This window comes from Pseudomonas sp. BP11-1-1 (assembly GCF_052112105.1).
Lineage (GTDB): Bacteria > Pseudomonadota > Gammaproteobacteria > Pseudomonadales > Pseudomonadaceae > Aquipseudomonas > Aquipseudomonas alvandae.
Window position 1 is genome coordinate 1 of record NZ_JAUTYU010000027.1, and the last position, 24,938, is coordinate 24,938.

General features: G+C 55.7%; 23 protein-coding genes. 13 read left to right on the forward strand and 10 right to left on the reverse strand.

The window, feature by feature from the left end:
- Window positions 1–259: MOFRL family protein (locus Q7C33_RS27190; protein WP_407684464.1), on the forward strand; the 259-nt coding region annotated here is incomplete at its 5' end.
- Window positions 260–525: 266 nt separating this feature from the next.
- Here Q7C33_RS27190 and glcC read toward each other — a convergent pair.
- Window positions 526–1,293: a transcriptional regulator GlcC gene (gene glcC, locus Q7C33_RS27195; protein ID WP_310360398.1), complete on the reverse strand. Its 768-nt coding sequence runs from the start codon at window positions 1,291–1,293 to the stop codon at window positions 526–528.
- Window positions 1,294–1,525: 232 nt separating this feature from the next.
- Between glcC and glcD the strand changes: the two genes are divergently transcribed.
- From glcD to Q7C33_RS27215, 4 genes are read left to right on the forward strand one after another with little or no spacing between them, the layout of a single operon-like run.
- The gene (glcD, locus tag Q7C33_RS27200; RefSeq protein WP_407684465.1) at window positions 1,526–3,025 is read left to right on the forward strand and encodes a glycolate oxidase subunit GlcD; all 1,500 of its coding nucleotides are present in this window, start codon (window positions 1,526–1,528) and stop codon (window positions 3,023–3,025) included.
- Window positions 3,025–4,089 carry a glycolate oxidase subunit GlcE gene (glcE, locus tag Q7C33_RS27205; protein WP_310360403.1) on the forward strand — a complete coding sequence of 355 codons (1,065 nt, stop codon included), beginning with the start codon at window positions 3,025–3,027 and terminating at the stop codon, window positions 4,087–4,089. Before glcD ends, glcE begins: the two co-directional genes overlap by 1 nt.
- A 3-nt stretch (window positions 4,090–4,092) precedes the next feature.
- Window positions 4,093–5,310: a glycolate oxidase subunit GlcF gene (gene glcF / locus Q7C33_RS27210; RefSeq protein ID WP_310360408.1), complete on the forward strand. Its 1,218-nt coding sequence runs from the start codon at window positions 4,093–4,095 to the stop codon at window positions 5,308–5,310.
- Between the two features lie 20 nt (window positions 5,311–5,330).
- Entirely contained in the window at window positions 5,331–5,732 is a 402-nt protein-coding gene (locus Q7C33_RS27215) for a heme-binding protein (protein WP_046061925.1), read from the forward strand.
- 148 nt (window positions 5,733–5,880) lie between these two features.
- Here the strand turns inward: Q7C33_RS27215 and Q7C33_RS27220 are convergent, their stop codons facing one another.
- From Q7C33_RS27220 to Q7C33_RS27245, 6 genes are all read right to left on the reverse strand, one after another.
- Window positions 5,881–6,645, reverse strand: coding sequence for a hydroxypyruvate isomerase family protein (locus Q7C33_RS27220; protein ID WP_407684466.1), 765 nt, complete (start codon window positions 6,643–6,645; stop codon window positions 5,881–5,883).
- Complete coding sequence (locus Q7C33_RS27225) at window positions 6,646–7,233, reverse strand: NADPH-dependent FMN reductase (protein ID WP_310360414.1); 588 nt, start codon at window positions 7,231–7,233, stop codon at window positions 6,646–6,648. It abuts the gene before it with no gap.
- The gene (locus Q7C33_RS27230) at window positions 7,234–9,636 is read right to left on the reverse strand and encodes an efflux RND transporter permease subunit (protein ID WP_407684467.1); all 2,403 of its coding nucleotides are present in this window, start codon (window positions 9,634–9,636) and stop codon (window positions 7,234–7,236) included.
- Window positions 9,629–10,753 carry a WD40/YVTN/BNR-like repeat-containing protein gene (locus Q7C33_RS27235; protein WP_407684468.1) on the reverse strand — a complete coding sequence of 375 codons (1,125 nt, stop codon included), beginning with the start codon at window positions 10,751–10,753 and terminating at the stop codon, window positions 9,629–9,631. Before Q7C33_RS27235 ends, Q7C33_RS27230 begins: the two co-directional genes overlap by 8 nt.
- Window positions 10,754–10,840: 87 nt before the next feature.
- Window positions 10,841–12,193 carry a DUF1329 domain-containing protein gene (locus Q7C33_RS27240; RefSeq protein ID WP_407684469.1) on the reverse strand — a complete coding sequence of 451 codons (1,353 nt, stop codon included), beginning with the start codon at window positions 12,191–12,193 and terminating at the stop codon, window positions 10,841–10,843.
- Between the two features lie 24 nt (window positions 12,194–12,217).
- Window positions 12,218–13,870, reverse strand: a complete 1,653-nt coding sequence (locus tag Q7C33_RS27245) for a DUF1302 domain-containing protein (protein ID WP_046061931.1) — start codon at window positions 13,868–13,870, stop codon at window positions 12,218–12,220.
- A 329-nt stretch (window positions 13,871–14,199) separates the two neighbouring features.
- Between Q7C33_RS27245 and Q7C33_RS27250 the strand changes: the two genes are divergently transcribed.
- Entirely contained in the window at window positions 14,200–14,886 is a 687-nt protein-coding gene (locus tag Q7C33_RS27250) for a GntR family transcriptional regulator (RefSeq protein WP_046061932.1), read from the forward strand.
- 78 nt (window positions 14,887–14,964) lie between these two features.
- Here the strand turns inward: Q7C33_RS27250 and Q7C33_RS27255 are convergent, their stop codons facing one another.
- The 3 genes from Q7C33_RS27255 to Q7C33_RS27265 form a co-directional block, all read right to left on the reverse strand.
- On the reverse strand, window positions 14,965–16,602 hold the full coding sequence (locus Q7C33_RS27255) for a bifunctional 3-(3-hydroxy-phenyl)propionate/3-hydroxycinnamic acid hydroxylase (protein WP_310360427.1): 1,638 nt from the start codon (window positions 16,600–16,602) through the stop codon (window positions 14,965–14,967).
- Window positions 16,603–16,702: 100 nt separating this feature from the next.
- Window positions 16,703–17,263, reverse strand: coding sequence for a VOC family protein (locus tag Q7C33_RS27260; RefSeq protein ID WP_046061934.1), 561 nt, complete (start codon window positions 17,261–17,263; stop codon window positions 16,703–16,705).
- A 41-nt stretch (window positions 17,264–17,304) separates the two neighbouring features.
- Window positions 17,305–18,156: a fumarylacetoacetate hydrolase family protein gene (locus Q7C33_RS27265; protein WP_046061935.1), complete on the reverse strand. Its 852-nt coding sequence runs from the start codon at window positions 18,154–18,156 to the stop codon at window positions 17,305–17,307.
- Between the two features lie 124 nt (window positions 18,157–18,280).
- On the opposite strand from Q7C33_RS27265, the gene Q7C33_RS27270 reads away from it, so the two are divergent.
- The 7 genes from Q7C33_RS27270 (at window position 18,281) to Q7C33_RS27300 (ending at window position 24,599) form a co-directional block, all read left to right on the forward strand.
- Window positions 18,281–18,862 (forward strand): amino acid synthesis family protein, encoded by a 582-nt coding sequence (locus tag Q7C33_RS27270; protein WP_046061936.1) that lies wholly within the window; start codon window positions 18,281–18,283, stop codon window positions 18,860–18,862.
- A gap of 72 nt (window positions 18,863–18,934) precedes the next feature.
- A complete protein-coding gene (locus Q7C33_RS27275) occupies window positions 18,935–20,050 on the forward strand; it encodes an alcohol dehydrogenase catalytic domain-containing protein (RefSeq protein ID WP_046061937.1) in 1,116 nt (371 codons plus the stop codon).
- Between the two features lie 68 nt (window positions 20,051–20,118).
- Window positions 20,119–20,655 (forward strand): cupin domain-containing protein, encoded by a 537-nt coding sequence (locus Q7C33_RS27280; protein ID WP_046061938.1) that lies wholly within the window; start codon window positions 20,119–20,121, stop codon window positions 20,653–20,655.
- A 37-nt stretch (window positions 20,656–20,692) separates the two neighbouring features.
- A complete protein-coding gene (locus tag Q7C33_RS27285; protein WP_046061939.1) occupies window positions 20,693–21,541 on the forward strand; it encodes a 3-hydroxyacyl-CoA dehydrogenase NAD-binding domain-containing protein in 849 nt (282 codons plus the stop codon).
- The gene (locus Q7C33_RS27290; RefSeq protein WP_046061940.1) at window positions 21,528–22,136 is read left to right on the forward strand and encodes a TetR/AcrR family transcriptional regulator; all 609 of its coding nucleotides are present in this window, start codon (window positions 21,528–21,530) and stop codon (window positions 22,134–22,136) included. The genes Q7C33_RS27285 and Q7C33_RS27290 overlap by 14 nt, the downstream gene beginning before the upstream one ends.
- A gap of 465 nt (window positions 22,137–22,601) precedes the next feature.
- The gene (gene iolG, locus Q7C33_RS27295) at window positions 22,602–23,594 is read left to right on the forward strand and encodes an inositol 2-dehydrogenase (protein ID WP_407684470.1); all 993 of its coding nucleotides are present in this window, start codon (window positions 22,602–22,604) and stop codon (window positions 23,592–23,594) included.
- Between the two features lie 21 nt (window positions 23,595–23,615).
- Window positions 23,616–24,599 carry a Gfo/Idh/MocA family protein gene (locus Q7C33_RS27300; protein ID WP_207966314.1) on the forward strand — a complete coding sequence of 328 codons (984 nt, stop codon included), beginning with the start codon at window positions 23,616–23,618 and terminating at the stop codon, window positions 24,597–24,599.
- Window positions 24,600–24,938 lie beyond the last annotated feature (339 nt).

Sequence of the window (24,938 nt, forward strand, 5' to 3'; positions counted from 1 at the left end):
TCCCGGCATCCACGCGCTGGCCGGCGACACCGATGGCATCGACGGTTCCGAGGACAACGCCGGAGCAATCATGACCCCGGACAGCTATCGCCGCGCCGCCGAGCTGGGCCTGTGCGCCAGCGACGAGCTGGATAACAACAACGGCTACGGCTACTTCGCCGCGCTGGATGCGTTGATCGTCACCGAGCCGACCCGCACCAACGTCAACGACTTTCGCGCCATCCTGATTCTTGAGGATCCAAAAAATGATGCTCGATAAAATCAGTTCCTCGCGCCGCGCTCATCTATGACATCCGCGCGTTTATGGACGGGCCGTTAACAGAAGTTGTTCACCAAAACAAAAGATCGTACTCAGTGTTAATTCGCTGAGTAATGCAACGTATCTACAGGCACGGAATTTGTGAGACGCCTTGCCTGGCGACGGGGGAGGCCAACCACAATACGAACTCGAATCTGTCTGTAATGCTGAGGCACTTCCATATTAGGCCACGCTTCGTGTTCCACCTTGGCTAAAGCGAAGATGCATCATGCCCACCCCTCAAGTCGCAACGTCGCCCGAACCAAGCGTTGTTCCTCGCTTTCGATTTCCCTGAGGTTCTCGCAGATGCTCTGAATGTGAGCGATAGCCGCCTTTCGCGCCTGTTCAGGCAAGCGGCCGGTGACGGCGTTGTAGAGCCGCGCATGTTGACGGTCGATCTGACGCTTTTGCGGTTCGCGGTGGTAGAGGTTGTTGACCGAGGTAAACACCGAGTTGAGCAGCAAATCTGTCAGCGAACGCAAGGTTTGCACCAGCACCGGATTATGCGAAGCCTCGCAAATTGCCAGGTGAAATGCATGATCGAGCCGGGCATGTTCACTCGCCTCCAGCGAACGACTGTGGGCATCGAGCAACGCATCGTAGCTACGGGTGATGAGGACGAAATCAGCCTCGGTTCCGCGCAAGGCCGCCAAACGCGCTGACTCGCCCTCGAGCAGGCTACGTACCTCGAATAGATCATAGAGCGTACGTGGCTGCGAGCTGAACAAGTACATCAGCGGTGACGCCAATCCATGCCCCGACAGGTCCGCCACGAATGATCCCTTGCCTTGCTCGGTCTTGATAATCCCGCGAGCGCGCAACAACTTCAGCCCCTCTCGAAGGGCGGTACGGGAAACACCGAGTTTTTCCGTCAGTCGACGCTCCGAAGGCAACAGTTGCCCGGTCCTGAGCACGCCGTCTACGATCAGGCGCTCGATGCGCTCACACACCACATCGGCGACTTGCAAATTACGGCTCGCTTCTACGCTATTCATTGATTATCCAACTGGTATGACCAGCTTCAGCGCAAATCTTGCGCTTGCCTTGACAGGATAATAAGCCGATGTTTTTAAAATCTTTTTCCAAAAAAAAGAAGGAAGCAAGATTAAAAAACTGGTTCGACCAGACCTACAACACGTAGACAGTAAAGCGTCTCACACCAATGATGCAAGTCAGCAGTATCAGAACAGGCTTCTAATAAAAACAACCGAGTCTCGCCCACCGTCTATGAACATTCTCTACGATGAACGCGTCGACGGCGTCCTGCCTGACGTTGACAAAAGTGCGTTGCTACAGGCCCTGCAAGCTCAGCTTCCAAACCTTGAAATCCTGCATCAGCGCGAAGAGCTTAAACCGTACGAATGCGACGGGCTCTCCGCCTATCGCACCACGCCCATGCTGGTGGTGCTGCCACGTCACCTAGACGAGGTCCAGGGCGTGCTTCGTCTCTGCCATGAACGCAAGGTACCCGTCGTCGCCCGCGGTGCAGGTACTGGTTTGTCCGGCGGTGCGCTGCCGTTGGAAAAAGGCGTGCTGCTGGTGATGGCGCGCTTCAACAACATCCTGCACATCGACCCCGCCGCCCGTACCGCACAGGTTCAACCGGGCGTGCGTAACCTGGCGATTTCCCAGGCTGCCGCGCCGTTTGGCTTGTACTACGCGCCAGACCCTTCGTCCCAGATCGCCTGTTCCATCGGCGGTAACGTGGCAGAAAACGCCGGTGGCGTGCATTGCCTGAAGTACGGCCTGACCGTCCACAACCTGCTCAGGGTCGACATCCTCACCGTTGACGGTGAACACTTGAGCCTGGGATCCGACGCGCTCGACTCACCGGGCTTTGACTTGCTCGCACTGTTCACCGGTTCCGAAGGCATGCTCGGAGTGATCACTGAGGTCACGGTCAAACTACTGCCCAAACCGCAAACCGCCAGAGTGCTGCTGGCGGCTTTCGACTCTGTCGAAAAGGCCGGTCGGGCGGTCGGTGACATCATTGCCGCAGGCATCATCCCGGGCGGCCTGGAGATGATGGACAACTTGGCCATTCGCGCCGCCGAAGACTTCATCCACGCCGGCTACCCAGTGGACGCAGAAGCCATTTTGTTGTGTGAACTCGATGGTGTAGAAGCCGACGTTCATGATGACAGCAATCGCGTGCGCCAGGTGCTGGAACAAGCCGGCGCCACCGAAGTGCGCCAGGCTCGGGATGAAGCGGAACGCATACGTTTTTGGGCCGGGCGCAAGAATGCGTTTCCGGCGGTGGGCCGCCTCTCTCCGGATTATTACTGCATGGATGGGACGATCCCGCGCCGAGAATTACCTGGCGTACTGCGCGCAATTGCGGCGTTGTCGGCCGAATACGGCCTGCGAGTGGCCAACGTTTTCCATGCAGGTGACGGCAATATGCATCCGCTGATTCTGTTCGATGCCAATCAACCGGGGGAACTCGATCGCGCCGAAGCACTGGGCGGCAAGATCCTCGAATTGTGCGTGAAAGTCGGCGGCAGCATTACTGGCGAACATGGTGTCGGCCGGGAGAAGATCAATCAGATGTGCGCACAGTTCAACAGCGATGAGTTGACCATGTTCCATGCCGTCAAAGCAGCGTTTGATCCGAGCGGTTTGCTCAACCCCGGCAAGAACATTCCCACCCTGCACCGCTGCGCCGAGTTTGGCGCCATGCACGTTCACATGGGTCAGATGCCCTTCCCCGATCTGGAGCGTTTTTGATGCGCAGCGAACACGATATCGATGACAGTGGCGCGCTGCTGGAGCAGGTCAATCAAGCGTTGCAGAATGCCACTGCGCTGCGCATCCAGGGTTCCAACAGCAAGGTGTTTCTTGGACGTATCGCGGCGGGTGAAGTGCTCGACACGCGCTCCCACCGTGGCATCGTCAGCTATGACCCGACTGAGTTGGTGATCACCGCCCGCTGCGGTACGCCGCTGTCAGAGCTAATGAACGTATTGGACAATGCACAACAAATGCTGCCCTGCGAAGCGCCCTCCTTCAGCAAAGATGCCACGGTCGGCGGGATGATCGCTTGCGGGTTATCGGGGCCGCGGCGGCCTTGGTCGGGGTCGGTACGCGACTTTGTCCTCGGCACACGGGTCATCACCGGGCACGGCAAACATTTGCGCTTCGGTGGCGAGGTGATGAAGAACGTAGCGGGCTATGACCTTTCACGGTTGATGGCCGGCAGTTTCGGCGCACTTGGTGTGATCACCGAGGTTTCACTCAAAGTCCTTCCGAAACCACGTCAGTGCTTAAGCATCAGCCTTGAAATGGACAGCGAGCGCGCCTTGCTTCGCCTCGCGGAATGGGGCCAGCAGCCGCTGCCGATCAGCGCGGCCTGCCACGACGGGGAGCGTCTGCACCTGCGCCTGGAAGGAGGCGAAGGTTCGGTGGCGGCGGCACATGATCGTTTAGGTGGCGAGTGGCTGGACTCTTCCTATTGGCAAGATCTGAACGAACATCGGTTGAGTTTCTTCGATGGGGATCAGCCCCTTTGGCGCCTGTCCTTGCCGCATAACACGCCCCGACTGTCCCTGCCGGGTGCTCAACTGATCGATTGGGGCGGCGCCCAGCGCTGGCTCAAATCCGACGCCGAAGCGATGTTCATCCGCTCGTTCGTCGAAAAAGTCGGCGGGCACGCGACCTGCTACAACCATGGTCTGATCGACAGCCCATTCCAACCGCTGCCCGACGCACTGATGCGCTACCACCGGAACTTGAAACAACAACTCGATCCACGGGGCATCTTCAACCCCGGTCGCTTGTACGCGGAGCTTTGAATCATGCAGACAACCTTGAGCGAAGACGCCCGCCAACTGCCTCGCGCCAAAGAAGCCGAAAGCATTCTGCGCAGTTGCGTGCACTGCGGTTTCTGCAATGCCACCTGCCCGACCTATCAACTGCTGGGTGATGAACTGGATGGCCCCAGGGGGCGCATCTACCTGATCAAGCAGGTGCTTGAAGGCAACGAGGTGACCCGCAAGACACAGGAACACCTGGATCGCTGCCTATCTTGCCGCAACTGCGAAACCACTTGCCCTTCTGGTGTCGACTATCACAACTTGCTGGACATAGGCCGGGCGGTGGTCGATGCGGCAGTGGCGCGCCCTCTCGGCCAACGACTGATGCGCGAGGGTTTGCGCGGCGTGCTGCCCAATCCGGCGCTATTCAAAGGGCTGGTTAACAGTGCCCAGGTTTTCCGCGCATTGTTGCCAAACTCGCTGCAAGTCAAATTGCCTCGCACCGTGTATCCGGCAAAGCCACGACCGACCACTCGTCATACCCGACAAATGCTCATGCTCGAGGGCTGCGTGCAACCGAGTCTGTCGCCCAATACCAACGCGGCCGCCGCACGCGTGCTGGATCGACTGGGGATCAGCGTCACCACAAACCGCGAGGCCGGATGTTGCGGCGCGGTGGACTATCACTTGGACGCTCAGGCCGCCGGCCTTGAGCGGGCCCGCCGCAACATCGATGCGTGGTGGCCAAGCATTGAAAGCGGTGCCGAGGCAATCGTGCAAACCGCCAGCGGCTGCGGTGCCTTCATCAAGGAGTATGGCCACCTGCTCCGCACCGACCCGGTGTATGCCGACAAGGCAAAAAGGGTCAGTGCCCTCGCCAAGGATCTGGTGGAAGTATTGCGCGGCGAGCCGTTGGATAAGCTCGGTGTACACAGCGACCAACGCCTGGCGTTCCACTGCCCCTGCACTTTGCAGCACGCGCAAAAACTCGGGGGTGCAGTCGAAGCCATTCTGACAAACCTGGGATTCAACCTGACCTCTGTTCCCGATAGCCACCTGTGCTGCGGCTCGGCGGGCACTTATTCGCTGACCCAACCCGAACTGTCCAGACAATTGCGCGATAACAAACTCAATGCGCTGGAAAGCGATCACCCCGACGTCATTGTCACCGCCAATATCGGCTGCCAGACCCACCTCAACGGTGCAGGTCGAACCCCTGTCAGGCACTGGATCGAACTGATCGAAGCCGCGTTGCCTTAAACGAGCACTGGAGAATTCCCATGAAAAGCAAAGCCGTACTGAGCCAGACCGAAGTCAGCAAAATTCTCGCTGCCGCACGTACCGAAGCCCAACACAATCAATGGGCCGTCACCATCGTGATTGTCGATGACGGAGGCCATCCATTGGCCCTCGAACGCCTCGACGGTTGCGCACCAATTGGCGCCTACATCGCCACCGAAAAGGCACGCACTTCGGCCCTGGGTCGGCGTGAGTCCAAAGGCTACGAGGAGATGGTCAATGGCGGGCGCCACGCCTTTTTGTCAGCCCCCTTGCTGACCTCCCTTGAGGGCGGCGTGCCGGTCATCGTCGACGACCAGGTGATCGGTGCGGTCGGTGTGTCGGGGGTCAAGGCTGAGCAGGATGCGCAAGTGGCCAGGGCCGGTGCGCAATGTCTGAAGTGAATTGAGCGGGAAGGTATTAAAGCTAGACCGACATTGGGTGCCTCACCTTTCAGAGGGTGACTGAACTATCCAGTCGCCCTCCACTGGTCACCCTAAGTCCCTTTGCCAAACGTCGAAATAATATTTCTAGTTAAGCAATATATTGCACCTAATCACCTCGATAGCAATCAAGCCATCCCATACCGTCAGCCGTTACCCCAATAGGCTTATACTCACATCCAACCCAGCCCTGATATGAATGAGCGCTGAGAAAATCTAAAATTGCTCGCGCGTTGAGGCTCCCCACATTAGGTTCATGCCGTCCTGGAAATCCAGCAATTTGAAAATGATCAGCCTGGTCAAGATAGCGCGCGGTGCAATCCATTGGGTCAAGTTCCTCCATAGACGCGTGATAAATGTCCAAAATTAGTCCAAGCCCATCCAATCGTTCCGTCCATCGAATGGCGTCAGGCAACGAGCGGATAAAATAATCAGCCACCGAAACTTGATTGATGGCTTCGATAACCAGTTTGATTTTATAGCGACCCGCTTCTTCAATTGCCCAACTCATATTTTCTTCAAATTTACGGCATGATGTCTCATAGCTCGCGTTATCGACAATTCCGCTTAATACGTGCAGGAGCTGACTATTACCCGCTATGGCATAGTCCAACCCCCGAAGAAAATCATTCTTAAACTCGCGTGTTTGGCCGGCTAGCGCAGCTAAGCCCTTGCTGTCGCGTCGCAAGGGAACGGTTGCCAAAACCTGCTGGAGACCGTTGCGATGTAAGTATTTTGCGACGGTGACGGCTGAGATGCCTTGCGGAAAACTGAACTCAACGGCCTCAAAACCAGCGTCGCGCGCCGCATTAAACCGATCTTCGAAGGGGAATTCAGTGAAGAGCAACGATAAATTTGCAGCGAATTTGATCATTTAGCGCCTCGGATTATCCCCGTCGATTTTTTCTTTTGTCGCTTGGTTGATCTGCTCAATCAACGCTCCGATACCATCCAGCAAAAAAGTTCGGGCGGCTCCATCCGCCAACCTTCCATGTTCTATTTTACGGTGTACGTCGCCAATGACGATCTGGGGATAAACCACCAAGGCAGCCCTGACCGCCCAGAGGGTTTCGTTGAGTTGTTGATGGGCTCGAACTCCTCCAGTAAACGCAGGCGATGCCGTGAAACCCAACACTGGGAGTCCAGTCAGGACAGACTTGCCATGGGGCCGGGACAACCAGTCCAGCGCATTCTTCAAAACACCCGACATACCGTGGTTGTATTCCGGCGAGCCGATCAATACCCCATCGGCGGCCGCCACGGCTGCACGCAGGTCGCTAACCGCCTGCGGAGCATGGACGCCGTCGTAATCTTCGTTGTACGGAGGGATGCTTTCCAATCCATGGAACGTCAATCGAACCTGCCCGGTCAATCGTTCCGCTACTGTGTTGAGGATCGCCGTATGGGCCGACTGCTGACGCAGGCTGCCTGACAGGCCGAGGATATTTATCGTCGCGGTCATTCAAATACTCACAATCTGCGGTTTTGGCTTGAGGAGGAAATGAGCGAGCGCCGGCACCAGTATCAATGCACCCACCATGTTCCAGATGAACATGAAGCCGAGCAGGATGCCCATATCTGCTTGGAACTTAATGGGAGACAACACCCAGGTCAGTACGGCAATACCCAAGGTAATCCCCGTCACCACCACCACTTTCCCTGTCGAGAGCAGGGCCAGATAGTAAGCATCGGACAGGCTTGAACCATTACGCAGGTTGGTCAGGGTCACGCTAAGGATGTACAGCGCATAATCCACCCCGATGCCAACCCCCAGCGCAATCACGGGCAGCGTCGCGACCTTCACGCCGATGTTGAGCCCCACCATCAAGGCTTCGCACAAAATAGATGTCAGCATCAGCGGCAACACTGTGCATACGACAGCTCGCCAGGATCTGAAAGTGATAAAACACAGAGCGATAACGGCTGCATAGACCATGAAGAGCATCTGTACATTCGAACGCTTCACGACGATGTTCGTGGCTGCTTCGATCCCGGCATTTCCTGCCGCATTCAAGAACTGGATCTGATCAGTGTTATGAGTCGCCGCGAACTGCTCGACGGTCTGCACCACACTGGTGAGCGTGTCCGCCTTATGGTCCGTAAGGTAGACATAAACCGTGAGCAAATCGCAATTCTGGTTAAAAAGTTCACGTGGTGCACGTGTGATGATCGCGTTCAATAGCCCTTGATTACGCGGTATCTCATACCAGGTCATGCTGCCTTCATTCATACCCGCTGCAGCCTGCTTACTCAGCGCGGCTAAAGAAGTCGTCGATACCACCCCAGGCAACTGCTGAAGCTGCGCTTCCAGCGCGTCGACCGACACCAATGTTTGGTAATTGGCGCAATAGTATTGGGGGGTTTTTACCATCACGACGTACTTATCGCTGCTGGCGGAAAAGTTACTGACCATAAAGCGATTGTCGGTGTTGTAGCGCGATTCGGGACGCAGCTCCGGTGCTCCAGGATTCAGGTCACCGATCTTCACGTGCAGGCTGACGGCAAACCCGGCGGCCCCCAGCATCACGGCGATAATGATTGCACCGCTCGCCCATTTGCGCTCGGTGAATAGATCCAGAAACGCCCAAAATGGATGTCGGGCGTGGTGAGCGTCTAGCTGCGAGAACTTGTCGTTAGCCGCTTCACGCAACGCTGCCGCCTTGCTGACACCGGTGTACGACAACAGGATCGGCAACAGAATCAGGTTGGTGAAAATCAACGTCAGCACGCCGATCGTCGCGGCAACGGCCAGGTCCTGGATTACCGGAATCTTGATGATCATCAGAACCGCGAAACCCACGGCATCCGCCACCAGCGCCATCAACCCGGTCAAAAACAGACGGCGAAAGGTGAAGCGTGCTGCCACCAGTTTGTCGGCGCCACGTCCGATGTCCTGCATGATCCCGTTCATCTTCTGCGCGCCATGGCTCAAGCCTATGGCAAATACCAGAAACGGAACGAGGATTGAGTACGGGTCAAGATCAAACCCCAGAGTAGGCAGCAAGCCGAGCAACCAAACCACAGCGATGATCGAGCACAGCAGCACCAACAAGGTGCTGCGCACGCAGCGGGTGTACCAATACAACACGATGCCGCAGATGATCAAAGTGGCGGCAAAGAACATCTGCATCTGACGCATGCCGTCGATCAGGTCACCCACCACCTTGGCGAAGCCGGTGATGTGGATCTTGATGTTTTCGGTTTCGTACTTTGCCCGGATCTGTTCAAGCTGACTTGAAAGGGTGTTGTAATCGAGCGGCTGACCGTCGTCGGATGCAGTTTCCTGAAGGGGCAATAGCACGATGCTGGACTTGAAGTTGGCAGCGACCAGGCGGCCAACCTCTCCCGAGCGTTCGACGTTCTGTCGAATCTGCTCCAGGCTATCGGCTGACCCATCGTAATTGTCAGGTATTACCGGACCGCCGTCGAAGCCCTCCTCCGTCACGCCGATCCAACGGGTCGCGGGCGTCCACAGCGACTTCATGTATGAGCGATCTACGCCAGGTAACAGAAATACCTCGTCATTGATTTTCTTGACCGTCTCAAGGTACGAGGCATCGAAGATGCTGCCCTGCTTTGCCTCGATCGCGATACGTAGAGTGTTGCCCCCCTCGCCCAGTTGGCCTCGATTCTTCAGATAGTTCTGCACATAAGGGTGATCCGTTGGGATCATTTTTTCGAAGGCAGCATTGAGCTTCAAACTCAGTGCCTGGTAGCCCAGTACCAGGCTGAGTAACACGCAAATGCCTAGGATGACACTGCGATGATTGAACAAAAGCCGTTCAACCAGAGTGCCGGAGGATGGGTCGAATACATCCGGCTTAGGGGCGGTTTCGTGCTCTGCAGAGCGTGTATAGCTATTCATTGATCTGCTCCGGCGATTCCACTGCATCTGCGGACGACAGCATGCCCCGTGCGCTGCTGATGATCAGGCTACCGTTTGCGGCCTGCGCCATACCTGTGAAATAACTCGGTTGAGTGATCTTCAGGACAGAGGCTTTAGTACCGCCCTGCTGAAAGCGCAGCACTCTCCCCGACTCATCAGCAAGGAGCACGGAGCCATCCTCAAGACGCAGACCGCTAGTCAACGTGACCGGCTGCAAGGTGTCGAGACGCTGCCAGGTATCACCGCGGTCCTTGGACTCGAAAGCTTTACCGCGCAGCCCAAACGCTAGAATTGATCCGGCGTTGGTAGATTGAAGTCCGAAAGTCGTGCCTTCATAAGGTGACGCCAGTGACTCGAAGGTCTTGCCTTCGTCACTGGAACGCAACAGCGTGCCCTGCTCGCCAGCAATGAACAGATCCGTTCCCACCCGTTCGATGCTGTAGAGATGCAATCCGCTTGGGTTATCAATACGGGAGCGCATCGATTGCCAGGTGAGCCCGCCGTCGTGAGTAACAAAAGCCAAGCCATAAGCACCAACGACTATCCCGTTTCTGGCGTCCACGAAGAGTAGATCGAGAAAAGGTTTGTCGGGGCCATCGTCCACGAGTTGCTGTGCTTGAGCTAAACGCTCTTGCGCTTTTTCTGCGTCTCGGGCAGCTTCAGCGACTTGCTTGGCTTCTTGCAATTCGATATCAGCGGCCAGAACGCCATCCAACTGCTTGTCCCAGTTCAGTCCGCCATCCCGGCTGTGCAGGACCACCCCAGCGTGTCCGACTGCCCAACCTTCGAGGTCGTCGAGAAAGCGAACTTTGACAAGGGTCATACTGACAGGGGACCTGACTTGCCTCCAGCTACCACCGTTATCCTCAGAGACAACAATGAACCCTCTTTCGCCAACCGCCACAAGGCGTTGACCTGCCCTCGCGACACTCAGCATGACCGACTTAGCTGCCATGGCGCTTGTGATTGATGGCTGCACCGACAGTCCGTCGGGCTGTGCCGCAGCTACGCCGGTGAGCGCCGTTATGATTGACACACTTAGCATCAACGCCTTGAACGGATGTTGGTATGAAACCCTGGGACTTTGAATTCTCATTGGCGAGCCTCGATGATGCGGTTCAGCGGACGCCGCGCCAGTGACACCGCGTCCATGGAACACAAGTTTGAAAAGTTGCTGCGAGGCTCAGCGCACCGACCCGGATGCCACCGCGGTACCGGTGAAAAAATTCTCGGGTTTGCGCGGTATCACGCTGTAGGTTTCCCCGTTCAGGCCCTGGACGACGCTGTAGGTCTTGGCCTGCAAGTTGTAGATCACCACGGGTTTGACTACCACCGCTGGGATGGCTGGCACCACGAATGGCAGCACCTGGGAGACACGCCAGAGTTTGCCCTCGGCGTCGTAGCCATCCACCAGCGAGATGGTCCAGCTGTCTTCGTCGATAAAGAATCGGCGCTTGGGCACGGCATGGCGTTTGCCCGGCGCTACTGTGGCTTCCAGCTCCCAGACACGGTGTAGTTCCCAGCGCACTTTGTCGGCATTGAGGTGGTTGGCGGTAAAGGCATCGTCGCGTTTTTCAGCGTGGAACTTGTTGTCGTTATAAGGGATGTACAGTTCTTTCTTGCCCACCAGTTTCCAGTCGTAGCGATCCGGATGACCAATGAAGCCGTGCACCTCATCGAAATAGTTGGCGCCCGAAGCGACGAAGTCCGGGGTGTCATAACCCACGGTAGGCGCCCGCCGCACACGGCGTTGGCCGACCAGATACTGCCAGGCCTCTCGCGGCTGCTGAGCGTTGATGCTGTCATGGGTCACCAGTGATTCCCCAGCCTTGAACGGCGGCTCGCTGGTCAAGAACCGCAGCAGCGCATACTGCCCGGACCATTTATCTGCGGCACCGTCCTTGTAGTAGTACGGGTACTGCCAGTTCTCCACGCCCCGGCTGGCCAGCGTCCGAGTCCCGTCGGCGTTGCCGATGATGTTGGAATAGCCCATCTGTATGGATTCGGCTTCAACCCGCAGCAGGAAATTCCAGATGACCTCATTGCCGTTTTTCGGAATCGGGAACGGGATTCCGCCGTAGCACCCCTCTACTGACAAACCATTGCTGGTGGTCTTGCAATTGGTGGCATTGGCGAAGGTGTTTTGATAGACGCTGTCCGGCGCCGCAGCGCTGCGGTGAGTCGGGTAGACATCAAGGTGGAAGGTGTCGGGGAATTTGGCCAACAGGGCTTTGGTTCCTTCACTCAACTTGTCGGCGTACTGCGCAGCGTTCTTGGCGTTGATCTGCAACAGCGGTTTTTCGCCGGGGAACGGATCGGCGGGTACATCGCCGAACTTGGCCCCGGCGACATCCTTGGTCAAGCCACCGGTCCAGGCCGGAATGGAGCCATCGGCGTTGCCGGCTTTTTCGGCCCCCATGGGTGTCAGCGTGGTCTTGAGCTTCGCCGCCTCGTCAGGGCTGACCGCTGCCAGCGCGGTACCGACAGACAGTGAGATCGACAGAGTGGACAGCAATAGCAGTTTAATTTTTATCATTATCAGGGCCCGCCTGTTCTTTGCTTAAAAGGTTCGCTGGATCGAAAACGCCACGAAATCCCGGTCTTTCATGTTTTGCTGATAGGTGAACGAATTGGCTGAATTAATGACGGGCCCGGCCTCACCAAAGAAGTTGGTGTAGCTCAGCGAGGCGTACCACTGCTTCTTGTAATCGGCCTTGAGACCCAGGGTCAGGTCGCCGCCATGTTCCGGGCCAAATGCCTGGGGCGTGACGGAAGAACGCCCGGACGGGTTATAGCCAAGGGTGATCGGCGCTTGGACGTCGATGCCAGGAAAAACCTGGAAATATTGCGGTTCAAACGTGAAGCGCATGGCGAACGCATCGCGCGTGGTGTTGGGGTCCAGTTGATCGGCGTTCTTGGTCACGCTCAGCCGTCGGTTGAACGCCAGTTCACCCACCAGGGAAGCGCCGTCCCACAACGCGGATCCGCCGTAGACATTGATCATCGATACCTGGGCATGCCACGACCGACCAATGGGATACGCGGGGTTGGAATCGTTGTCGGCGTCCATGCCAGTGATGATGGTGCCGCCGACACCCGCCAGGGGCGTATCGAGCCTGATCGATGTTTCACCGGCAATATTGGCCTCGCCCACCAGCGTACTGAAGCTGGCACCGAAGACCTTCACGTCCTCGGGATAGACGTTGATAAACGAGTCGTCGGCCCCCGGCACCAGCGCGGCCGGGCGGAAGTAGAACACCGGTGTTTTTTCGTGATACTTCGCGGCGTAGAGCCCGAACTCCCAGTCCTCCACCGCGAATTTCAATTGTGCGCCGAACTGCCCGGAGTCCCTCGCCTCCTTGTCTTTGCCATGACGCAACTCACCCGTGGGGAAGAACACCCGCTCCCCGCCTTCACCCACAAAGTCCGCCCCGCTGAAGTAGCTACCTGCGGCGGGCAGACGGGTCTTGTTCCATTCGAATTGGTAGTAAGCCCCCACGCTCACGGTGTCGTTCAGTTGCCAGTTGCCAGACACCTGCTTGGTGGGCATCAGGATTTCTTTGAATTGGGAACCGGGGACTGATTGAAGCTTCACCAGGTCCACGGTGGACTGGGCGTTGGCAATGCCGTTGGCGCCGAAGAACAGGCTTTCACCGTAAATCTGGGTGAACTGCCCGAGCCGCCCGGACAACGAGGTCGTGCCGATTTCCGTCGAACCATAGATAAACGCGTCGAGGATTTCAGTCCGTTGGCCATGGATACGGCGGGTGTCGCTGGTGAATTCATCGTGGTCGACACTCACCGAGTTGGCGGTGCCCGGTGAATCGTTGTCATTGTCCTGGCTGTAGACGTTGTCGTACCAGGACGCCGCGCTGAGGCGTGCACCGACGTCTTTGTACTTGATGTCGAATTCGGAAAGGATGTCCAGACGATTGGAAATCAGCCCGCGATCGAAATTTCGATCGCCGTCGTCCAGGTTGGGATTGCTGTTGGAGGTCCCAGGGCCTACCGCAACCTTGTGGTCGAGCTTGTTCACGCGCCAGGCGTTGCTGTATTTGATGGTGTTATCCCAGGTCGCCGAAAGGTCCGGATTATCGGTGTCGATCTGGAAGGCTTGCGCCTGGGTTGAAAGACCCAGCAGTACCGTAGCGCTGACTGCGCAGGCAAGGCTGGAGACCGGCAACGGGCAGAACCGCTGGTTGGCTGTTTTCATGGAGATGTTCCTGTTTTCTTGTTTTTGTAAAAGGTCATCCACTCGCAGCCTTGGCCGCGAATACCGCTGGCATCGCTATAATGCGTAAAAATATATTTACTGCACTCAAAACTACTTTATGCACAAAACCTATCCTTGCGCAAATTCAAAGTCAAGCGGATTCAGGCGAGCATCGCGCATTTGGGGGTTGAGAAAAGGAAGGGAAAGTCGACAGAGGGCCGAAAGACCCGGCAGAACCCCATCGACAGCAGGCGCTCAATCAGTCTTTGCACTAAACTTTGTTTTGCGCATAAAATGCGTTTGGTGCAAATTTCAGGACGACTCCGACCATGATTCCCTCTCCCAGCGTTCCGCTGATTGATGTCGCGTTGACGAAGATGAAAAAAGCGATCGTCTGTTGTGAGCTGCCCCCCGGCGAAAAGCTCAAGGTCGCAGAGTTGTCCAAGACCTACGGACTCAGCAGCTCGCCGATTCGTGAAGCGCTCAATCGTCTGACCCAGGATGGCGTGGTCGAAGCCAGCGATAACAAAGGCTTCAGGGTTGCCCCCATTTCCGTCACCGATTTTCGCGACATCACGCGCATGCGTTGTCTGCTGGAATGCGAGGCGTTGGCCGATGCCATTCAGCATGGCGACGACGCCTGGGAAGCCGATGTGCTCGGGGCATTTCATCGCCTGAATCTGGTGGAGAAAAAACTCGGAAGCGGTGTGCTGGTGCTCGATGATGAATGGTCGACCCGACACAAGTCCTTTCACTTCGCCCTGTTCGCGGCGTGCCCATCACCGTTGTTGCTGAAGATGATCGACTCGTTGTTTGATCGAGCTGAACGCTACCGGCGCTTTTCCGCCCGGCAGCGGATCACCCAGCGGCATAAGGGCAACGAGCATCAGAAGTTGATGGAAGCGGCGCTGGCTCGCGATACTGAGAAAGCCGTCACCTTACTGCGCAATCACATCCAGGAAACCCTGGGCCGGATCGTCGAAGCCATAGAACGCCGACAAGCCACACTTCAATAAGCCGTACGTAATAAAGCCCTTCGCCTGGCACTGTTTTCGTGGACAGCACCAGGCGAAGGGCGTGTTGCACTTCAGGCTTTAAGCCTGTTCGAACCTGATCGTCTTATCGCAAACACCACCTTGAGCCGACGTGGGTTTCTGCGGCGGCTTGCACCACAGCGCAAGCTCCATGCCCTCGAGCAACTCCATCGCCCAGGCCACCGTGACTGCCCCGCCATACACGTAGTGATCAGGCCGCACGATCACCACATTGCACCCTCGCTGTTCCAGCCATTGCGCCAACAGCCCATCGACTTCCTGATACTCATCGGCAGCGCGAGCGCCTGATTGCTCAGGGTTGACCAACCGCACGACGTGAATAGGCAAGCCTTTGAGCGACTGGCTGCTGCGCAGACATCTCAACAACGCAGTGGCATCGAAGCCGGGGGCAACGACCACACGAAACACCTGGCCGGTAAACTCATCGAGCAGGGCCCGCTTGCCGACATGGTCGATCACCATTGGCTGGGGAAACAGCTCACCGGCCGGCGACACTTGCGCGATAAACCCCTGGGACAGACCGGGGATCAACGATTGCCGGATGGTCCCGCCCGGGTTCTCCTTCATATGTTCGATCAACCGTGCATCCCGGTTCGCGGCTCTTTCGCTGTCGCGCTCGCAGATCACTCCGCCGAACTCCTTGGCCGCCAGAGTGGTCTGGCGCACATGAGGGATACGCTCGATCTGATAGGTCTCCAGGAACTCCGGAGCCGCCAACCCTTCTTTCACCAGGGCGATTTTCCAGACCAGGTTCAAGGCATCGCGGATCCCCTGGCACATGCCTTGTGCCAGGAATGGCGGCGTCATGTGGGCCGCGTCCCCGAGAAAGAACACCCGGTCCGCTTTCCACTGCTCCAAGATCAATGCATGGAATCGGTACGCCGAAGCCCGCCATAACTGATAGTCCTGCTCCGGCAACCAGCGGGAAATCAGCTTCTTGATCATTTCAGGTTTTGAGATTTCCGACGGCTGCTCATCCGGATTGATCATGAACTCCCAGCGACGATGTCGCCCGGGGCCGACGACAAAGGTGCACGGCCTGGCCAATTCGCAGAACTGGACGTTGGTCTTCGGTAGGTCCTCCCCCGCCCCTTCGTTGAGGATCACATCGACCACCAGCCACGGCTCGTCGAACGCAAGGTCGTCCATCTTCAACCCCAAGCGGGTGCGGATCGGGCTGGTGCCGCCATCGCAGGCCAGCACATGGGCCGCCGTGACCGTGCGCTCAGTCCCGTCCTTCGCCTGGATACGCACATTCGCCTGGGACTCGGCGGAGTCGACCGACAGCACCTCAGAGCCCAGCTCAACGGTTACCGATTTGAAACTGGCAATTTTTTCGCGAAGTGCACGCTCCACCGGCGGCTGGGAAAACACATAGTTCGGCGCCCAGCCCAGCGGAAAAGGCGGTTGGGCAGCGTCAATGCGCTTGATCAACTGAGAACCGGTCGTACGGTACTCCGAGGGACGGTACGGCATGACATGTTCGGCAATGCTGTCAGCCAGGCCGATATTGCCGAAGACTCGCATCACTTCATGGTCAAAGCCCATGGCCCGAGGGTTGGCATAGACCGTTTCGGACTTCTCCACCACCAGGGCATTGAGCCCCCACAGACCGGCCAGATTGGCGCACAAGGCGCCCACCGGTCCCATTCCAACAATGATGACATCGTAGTCCATCGTCTACTCCGCTTCTTGTAGTTGTCGATTGCGAGTGCTGGTTGATGCCAATCACAACGTCTGTTCATCAACCAGATATCGTCTTTACCGGATGGAACGATCAGACGATTCGGACCCGCTGCTCCTCAATCTTCGTGCGAATGGAGTCCATCCATTGCGCGCGCGTCTGGAACTCTGGACGGCGCCTGCACATTGCCTCGGTCTGGGCCAGAATGACCTCGGTCGGTAGCTCGAGATCCAGAGGTTCCTTGCACGGCTGAGCGGTATAGAACGGTGTATCGACATACATCTCGACGGGGTTGCCTTCAGGGTCCTTGAAATAAATCGACCAGGCATTCCCGTGGTCCACTTGGGCGATGCCCTCAATGCCGCTTTTTTTGGCGAATTGATAGTACGCCTTCAGGTCATCCAACGAATTGAGCAGGAACGACAGTTGATTGATCGGGTTGAACGGCAGATCAACAGGCTTCCCGTCAAACAGCACGACCTGATGATGCAGCTCTGGATTCTGCGTCATGAAGAAAAGACGATGCCCTGTCGAGGCCACGCCTTTGTCGCTGACGATGAAACCCAGGACGCGACAATAGAAGTCGACCATCCGATCCAAGTCTGAGCAGAACACGCCGGAATGGGTGAAATTGATAGTAGGTAAGGCGGGCATGTGGAACCTCCAGTTTCTTATGATTGTGTAGAGGACAACGCTCAGGCTTCGTCAATGACGCCGTTCGATAGGGTCCCGATTTCAGTGATGACCACTTCGAACACATCACCCGGCTTCAAGAAAATCGGCGGTTTGCGCTTGAAACCGATCCCGCTCGGCGTACCGGTTGCCAGAATGTCGCCAGGGTTCCATGGCAGCGCCTTGGACACGTAGGAGATCAAATGTGGAATGTCGAAAGCCAGCTCCGAGAGGCTGCCTTCCTGCAGTTGCTCACCGTTAAGAATGCCCCGTACCACCAGCGTACGGTAATCGGAAATTTCCGACGCGGGAATGATCCAGGGGCCCAGTGCGCCAGTTTTTCTGAATGTCTTGCCCATGCCGTACTGGTGCGTATGGAACTGCCAATCCCGCACGCTGGCATCGTTAAAGCAGGTGTAACCCGCCACATGGTCCATTGCATCGGCCGGATCGATGTGCGCGCCACCTTTACCAATGACAACGGCCAACTCAGCTTCGAAGTCGAACTGCTCTGAAACTTTGGGCCTGACCAGTGGTTCGCCGTGGGGCAATAGCGTTTCGGCAAATCGCTGGAATATCACTGGAAATTCCCCGACCTTCCGGCCGGCCTCTTCGGCATGAGCCACATAGTTGATGCCCACACAGATCACCTTGCCGGGATTAGGTATGACAGCCTCCAGTTGAATGCTGGAAAACGGATAATCGGCCTGGGCGGTCTCGACGATCTTGCGTGCCTCCTGTACCAGCAATCGATTGGCCAGAAACGAGGCAAGATCCGGAACTTGCGCAAAACGACGGGTCAGCTCGACCACCCCATCACCTGACACGGCGCCAAAATGGGCCTTCCCTTCTTTGCGGTACGAAATCAGCTTCATGTTCCTCTCCTATTTTTTGTGCACAAAAACTAATTTCTTGCACCATACATCATTAAATGCATAATGCAAAAGGTCGCGAAAAAAAATAATGAGCCCCATGAGGCTCCTGGTTCTGGAGGCAAGCATGTCGCTGGTGATGGTTCGTAAGATCAAACTGGACATCGAAGAAATATTCCACGAGGGAGGCCCCCGTATATCAACACCATTGCGCATCGCGGTCGCTACCGCTGTGGTCGCCAATCCCTACGCCGGCAGATATGAAGAAGACCTGCTGCCCTTCATGCAGGAGCTCAGGGGATTAGGCGCACAACTGTCGGAGCAATTGATCCAGGCGCTGGGCGGTGCCTCGCAAGTGCAGGCTTATGGCAAGGGCGCAATTGTTGGTGAAGACGGCGAACTGGAGCACGGTGCGGTCTGGCACGAAGCCGGGGGTTGGGCGATGCGTGAAGCATTGGGCAACCCCAAGGCAATCGTTCCAGCGGGCAAGACTATCGGTGGCCCTGGTTGCCGGGTGATGATTCCGCTGGGACATATCCAGGCAGCTTATGTCCGCAGTCATTTTGGTGTGGCGGAAATGACCGTGTGGGATGGTCCTCGCCGTGGCGAAATCGCTTTTGGCCTGGCCATGGCCACCGGCGGCAGGATTCATGCGCGGCTGGGCGGCCTGAGTGCTGCCGAAGTGAAGGGCGAAGACGGGTTACGTTGATGCCAGGGTTTTGAAGTGTCGCTCCACGGATTACGTACCACGACAAAAATAATATGAGTATCGGAGAACATCATGACTGCAAAAACGATGCGCGCCGCACGCCTGTATGAAGGCGGCAAACCCATGGTCATCGAGCAGTTGCCCGTACCGGGCATTCGTCCAACTGAAGTGCTCGTCAAGATCAAGGCCTGCGGAATCGTCCCCAACCTCCATAACATCCTGACCAACTGGGTTAAATGGTTCCCCCAAAATCCTCTGCCGAAACTGCCGGCGACCTTCGGCCTTGACCCAACGGGAGTCATCGAGGCAGTTGGCGAACAGGTCTACGACTTCAAGGTTGGTGACCGGGTCTACGTCAATCCAGGCCGCCACTGCGGTTCCTGCCGGTCTTGTCGTGCGGGCAATACCATCGCCTGCACGGCGTACACCTTCAATGGCTATTTCGGCTTCACACCAAAAAGCCCGCGCATGTTCGAAGACTATCCCTACGGTGGCCTTTGCGAGTACATCCCTGCGCCGCAATACAGTCTGGTGAAACTGCCCGATAACCTCAGCTTCGAGACGGCCGCGCGACTGGGCTACCTGGGTACCGCCTACAAGGCAATGCTCAAGGCCAATGTCGGGCCTGGCACCACCCTGCTGATCAATGGCATCAGTGGCACGCTCGGCTTGGGCGCAGTGGCACTGGCGCTGGCGATGGGCGTGCGTAAGATTCTCGGCACGGCCCGCAACCAGGAGCTCTTCCAGCGGGTGAAAGACCTCGCCGCGCCAGGTCGGATTGAAATCCACACCTTGGGCACGCTGCCGACCAACGAGTGGGTCAGTGAAATCACCAATGGTGAAGGCGTTGATGTGGTGATCGATGCTCTGGGTCCAGGTGCGCCACACGAGACCCTGACCCAAGCCCTCAAGTCCATCCACCGCGGCGGGCATCTGGTCAACATCGGTGCCATCGCCGGTGACGTCCCGATCGATCTGCACTGGATCATGGACAACGACATCCAGATCAGCGGTTCGGCCTGGTTCACCGCTGGGCAAGGACAAGCCATGGCGGACATGGTGGAATCTGGCACGCTGGATCTTTCATTCTTTGAAAACACCGCTTTCAGCCTGGAAAAAGTGAACGACGCGATTACCGGTATCGAAAATCGACATGGCGGCTTCAGCAATTACGTCATCTGCCCCTGACATTAACGAAACCCGTTCACCACAACGGCGGGCACTGTAATGCCCGCCCACACTTCCAGGGGAATGCTATGAAAATCCGAAGAGTCGTCACGGGCCTGGATGCCGCAGGCCAATCCGTATTTATCAGCGATGACGCTGCTCCACGCGCGTGCTCCTTTGAATCCATTCCCGGCCATGCCATGGCGCACCTGTGGTCCACCGGATCAACGGCCGGAACGTCCGTCGCACAGCAGGACCCCACCCTGGGGCACCCCTCCCTGGTGCCCGGGCCGGGCGAAACCAGCCTGGCAATCTATGATTTTCCGCCGGACACCGTGATGCAGAACCCGACGGATGTCGGACAGATGATCGAGGAATTGGGCGGTGCCCTGCCCGGCTTGTTCGAATGCTTTGAACCGGACCATCCGGGCATGCACACGACCCCGACCATCGACTACGGCATTCTGCTCCAGGGTGAACTCTGGCTGGAGCTGGACAATGGAGAACAAAAACTGATCCGGCCCGGCGACGTTGTCATCCAGCGTGGAACCCGTCACGCATGGCGTAACAAAAGCGATCAAGTCGCCCGAGCACTGTTTGTGATGATCGGTGCAAAACGCGACTAGCCAACATTTTCCCAAACGCTGAATCTAGGATATATACATGACCCTACGTCAGATTGCGGTGATCGGCGCCGGTACGATGGGCAGCGGAATCGCCCAGACGTGCGCGGCAGCCGGCCACGACCTATTGCTCATCGATATCAGCGAACAGGCACTGGAGCGAGGCCTGCACGCAATGCAGAAGAATTTGGACCGGCAAGTGGGCAAAGGGACCCTCACCTGTCAGCAAGCCACCGACACGCTACAACGCATCCGCACCTCGACTCATCACACCGATCTGAACGATAGGGATATGGTGATTGAGGCAGCCACGGAAAACTTTGCCCTCAAGTGCTCAATCCTACAACAGATCGCCACCCACGTTCGCCCGGACTGTCTGATCGCAAGCAACACCTCATCGCTGTCGATCACAGAACTGGCAACCAGCATCAACCGCCCGGAACGCTTCATGGGTATTCATTTCTTCAACCCGGTGCCCGTCATGGGGTTGGTGGAGCTAATCCGTGGTTTGCAAACCAGCGACACGACCTGTTTCATCGCCCAGGCATTGGTCGAACAGCTAGGAAAAACCGCGATCCATACTCAAAATCGCCCGGGATTCATAGTTAATCGAATCCTCATTCCGATGATCAACGAAGCCATCTTCGTCCTTCAGGAAAATGGCGATGCTCAAGCAATCGATGCCAGCATGCGATTGGGGTGCAATCAGCCGATCGGGCCTTTGGCATTGGCCGATCTGATTGGATTGGATACCGTGCTGGCCATTCTGGAAAGCTTGCAAACTGGTTTTGGTGACCCGAAATACCGTGCCGCACCTTTACTTAGGGAGTTTGTCGCTGCGGGCTTCTTAGGCAAAAAATCGGGACGAGGTTTTCATGTTTACAGCTGAAGCTTATAGGGGGTACGAAACTATACGTGCTCAAGCTTTAGAGCTTTTCGTTAACAAGGGATTCGGCCAAGTTAGCATGCGGGAATTGGCTCGCCATGTGGGCCTTGCTCCGGGCTCACTGTACAACCACTTCCCTAGCAAGCAAGCGTTGTTATTCGATCTAATCGAGGAAATTTATGAAGAGCTCTATCTGCTTGTTAAACCTGCGCGTCAAGGAGTTGACAAAGTTCGTTCTCTGTCGAGTCTAATCGTTGCACATCTGCGCTTGCACCGACGGCGCCCGCAGCACTTTCGACTAGCGCTACATGGCTTTGTTTATCTAGATGACGCTCAGCAGCAACGGATCGTCAACAAGCGCAAATTATATGAAAGCGCCTTTATTACTACAGCATTCAACGCAACTTTTCTGGCCAAAGACACAAGCTCGGTGGCTGTGCAGGCCATTATACAGTTTCTCAATTACCTACCGGGCTGGCTGGATGATGGTCATCTAAATGACGAGGCATGCGCACTTCTTGTCGAGCAATTTGTCACAGGAGCACTCCGCGAATGCTCAAAGTCAGCCATCCAAAAAATCCCTGCCCCCGCTCCTTGAATTAAATATCGCTTAACAAGCGAGCGAGACTATTCAGTCATACACGCTTTTGTCCGCCCCGATTGAATTATGTACAACACGACGTATTTTCATAATTCAAGATAATGCTCGTGCGCAAATGAAAAACAGCTGCTAAGGTCCGCAGGGAAGCACCATACTCGCAACTACCAAACAGTTATTTGAATTTTGTTTTTTAACGCTCCAAGCTATATGAATAACGAAACGCACTGACGAATCGCGGCTGTACCTATGTTAAGTGCCCGTTACACAGGTTTTTAATCAGATCCAATGTCTACCTATTATCGTTCGGCGTCTCACTGCAAACCGCCAAATACAGCCTGATAAATTTTAGTTTTCAGTGCCCATCTAAAAGTACGATCGGCAAGGGGTTGTCTGGACGAGCTCTGGCTGCCAGTCTTGGATAGCTGTCAGTCTCAAAAATAATCAATGATAAGAGATTACCTCATGCTCAGAATAGGGGTTTTAGGATGCGGCCGGATAGGAAATGTGCACGCTGCAAGCGTTGTGCAGATTCCATCTGCGAAACTGATTGCAGTAGCCGATGCAATTCCTGCAGCGGCTCAAGCATGTGCCAACCGATTCAATGTCGAAGCACGTTCGATTCAGGATCTCATCAGCGCAAATGATATCGACGCGGTGGTCATCGCGACGTCCTCGCCCACACACTTCGAGTTCATTCACGCCGTGGCGGACGCAGGAAAACCGATTTTTTGTGAAAAGCCTATCGATATGTCTTCTGATAGGGTTCGGCAGTGCATTGAGAAGGTAGCTGCAGCCGGGGTCCCTTTCATGACCGCGTTCAATCAGCGCTTCGATCCACACTTCGGGGCGCTTCAAAAACGTCTCGCTGCTGGCGAAATTGGTGAACTGGAATCGGTGTCAATCATTTCCCGAGATCCATCCCCTCCGCCGAGAGATTATCTTAAATACTCCGGTGGCATTTTCAGAGACATGATGATTCATGACTTTGACTTAGCTAGATTTCTACTAAACGAAAATCCGACCCGGGTTTTCGCAACCGGTGCTGCTTTAATCGATCCAAGTATCAAAGAGCTGCATGATGTAGACACCGCAGTTGCACTGCTGATGACCAAATCAGGCAAAATCTGCCAGATCTCTAACTCGCGGCGCGCTAGTTACGGTTATGACCAGCGACTTGAAGTGCATGGTGCCAAGGGCATGCTGCGAGTGAAGAATGTGCATGAAAATCAGGTGGAGAGTGCAACAAGCCTTGGTTTTACCCTGCCTGTTGCGAAGCCATTCTTCCTCGAGCGATTCGGCCCCGCTTATCTCGCCGAAATGGAACATTTTATTTCGTGCATCTCCACAGGCACTTCTCCCACTCCGAATGCAGAGGACGGGCTGATTGCTCAGCTGATCGCAGATGCTGCCACTGAATCCTTGGCGCTCGGTCAACCGGTCGATGTTAACTACTAGTTCACCAAAGTAGGAGTAACCATGAGAATTGGGATTATAGGACTCGGGAATGTAGCCGAGCTCCACCTTACAGCGTTGAAAGAGCTTGATCCTGACGCATATGTGGGCGGTTGGGGTAGAACTGCCAAAAGAGCGGAGCTGTTCGTAGAGCGATTTGGGGGACGCCTTTATGCATCTCCGGAGACATTGCTCGCAGACGAGGCCATTGATGCCGTCATAATTTGTACCAACGCTGCATCCCATTTTGCTTTCGCGAAGCAAGCGTTGTTAGCAAAGAAGCATGTTCTGATAGAGAAACCTATTTGCGAAAGACCAGAGCAAATTCAGGAACTGGCGCAATTAGCGCGAGAAGCAGGCAAGGTTTGCATGCCCTCACATAACTATGTATACGCCGAAACGATGCAACGGGTGCGGGCTCATATCGATGCCGGTCACCTGGGTGAAATCCTGAACTTTTGGGCGATATATAATAAGCGTCACCCAGCAGAAATGGGATCGCCCGATCTGACCATGAGTGAATTGATGGTACACCACGTCTACTGCATGCTGTACTTCTTAGGACGTCCAGCAAGAATTTTTGCTACCGGCTCCAACGTTCACTTTGATGATCCACAAGCCCATGATCAATTGATGATCGTTGCTGAATACCCTAACGGGACAATTGCGAATCTGTGGGGAAGCTTTTCAGCTGATGACCGCAGTCGCGACCCTTGGTCCGTGTACTTCAAGATCATTGGAAAAAACGGGTCCGCCGTCGTCCCTTGGGACACCACCAAGTTCGGCGACGCAAGGCTACCGTTCTGGGATGACGGAACATATTGGGATAGTTTCTATCAGATTCAGAAATTTTTCCTAGGCGAGTGCCTCACCAATAAGAGAAGTCCACTGTCTACAATGGATGATGCACTGGATACTGCGGTGATTATGGATGTAGCGCGTGATTCGATAGCCTTACGCCAATCGATAGAAATTGCTTACATTAATGTTGATGATCATTTCGCGTAACCGCCTTCATTTTTACCAAAGAGATGGTGCATCATTTTTTTGCTCCGTTTTCGTTCGCCTCGTAGGCAAGGCAACACTTGCTACTTCGAGACAAACGGTAACGCCCTCGCCGACCGTTCATTTCGAAATGTACGAACATGACGGCACATATATGGGAAATCGATTATTAACTTATCTAATATGGACATAACCAGACAGAAAACTCGGATTAAAAATTTAAAAATATAAGGGATGATACTGACCTCCCCATGCGGGCGTGGCGCATTGTCATGACTCGTTACGCATTGATTTGAAAAGTATTCCGGAGGGCTTTGTCTATTTGACTATGGAGGTCATCGG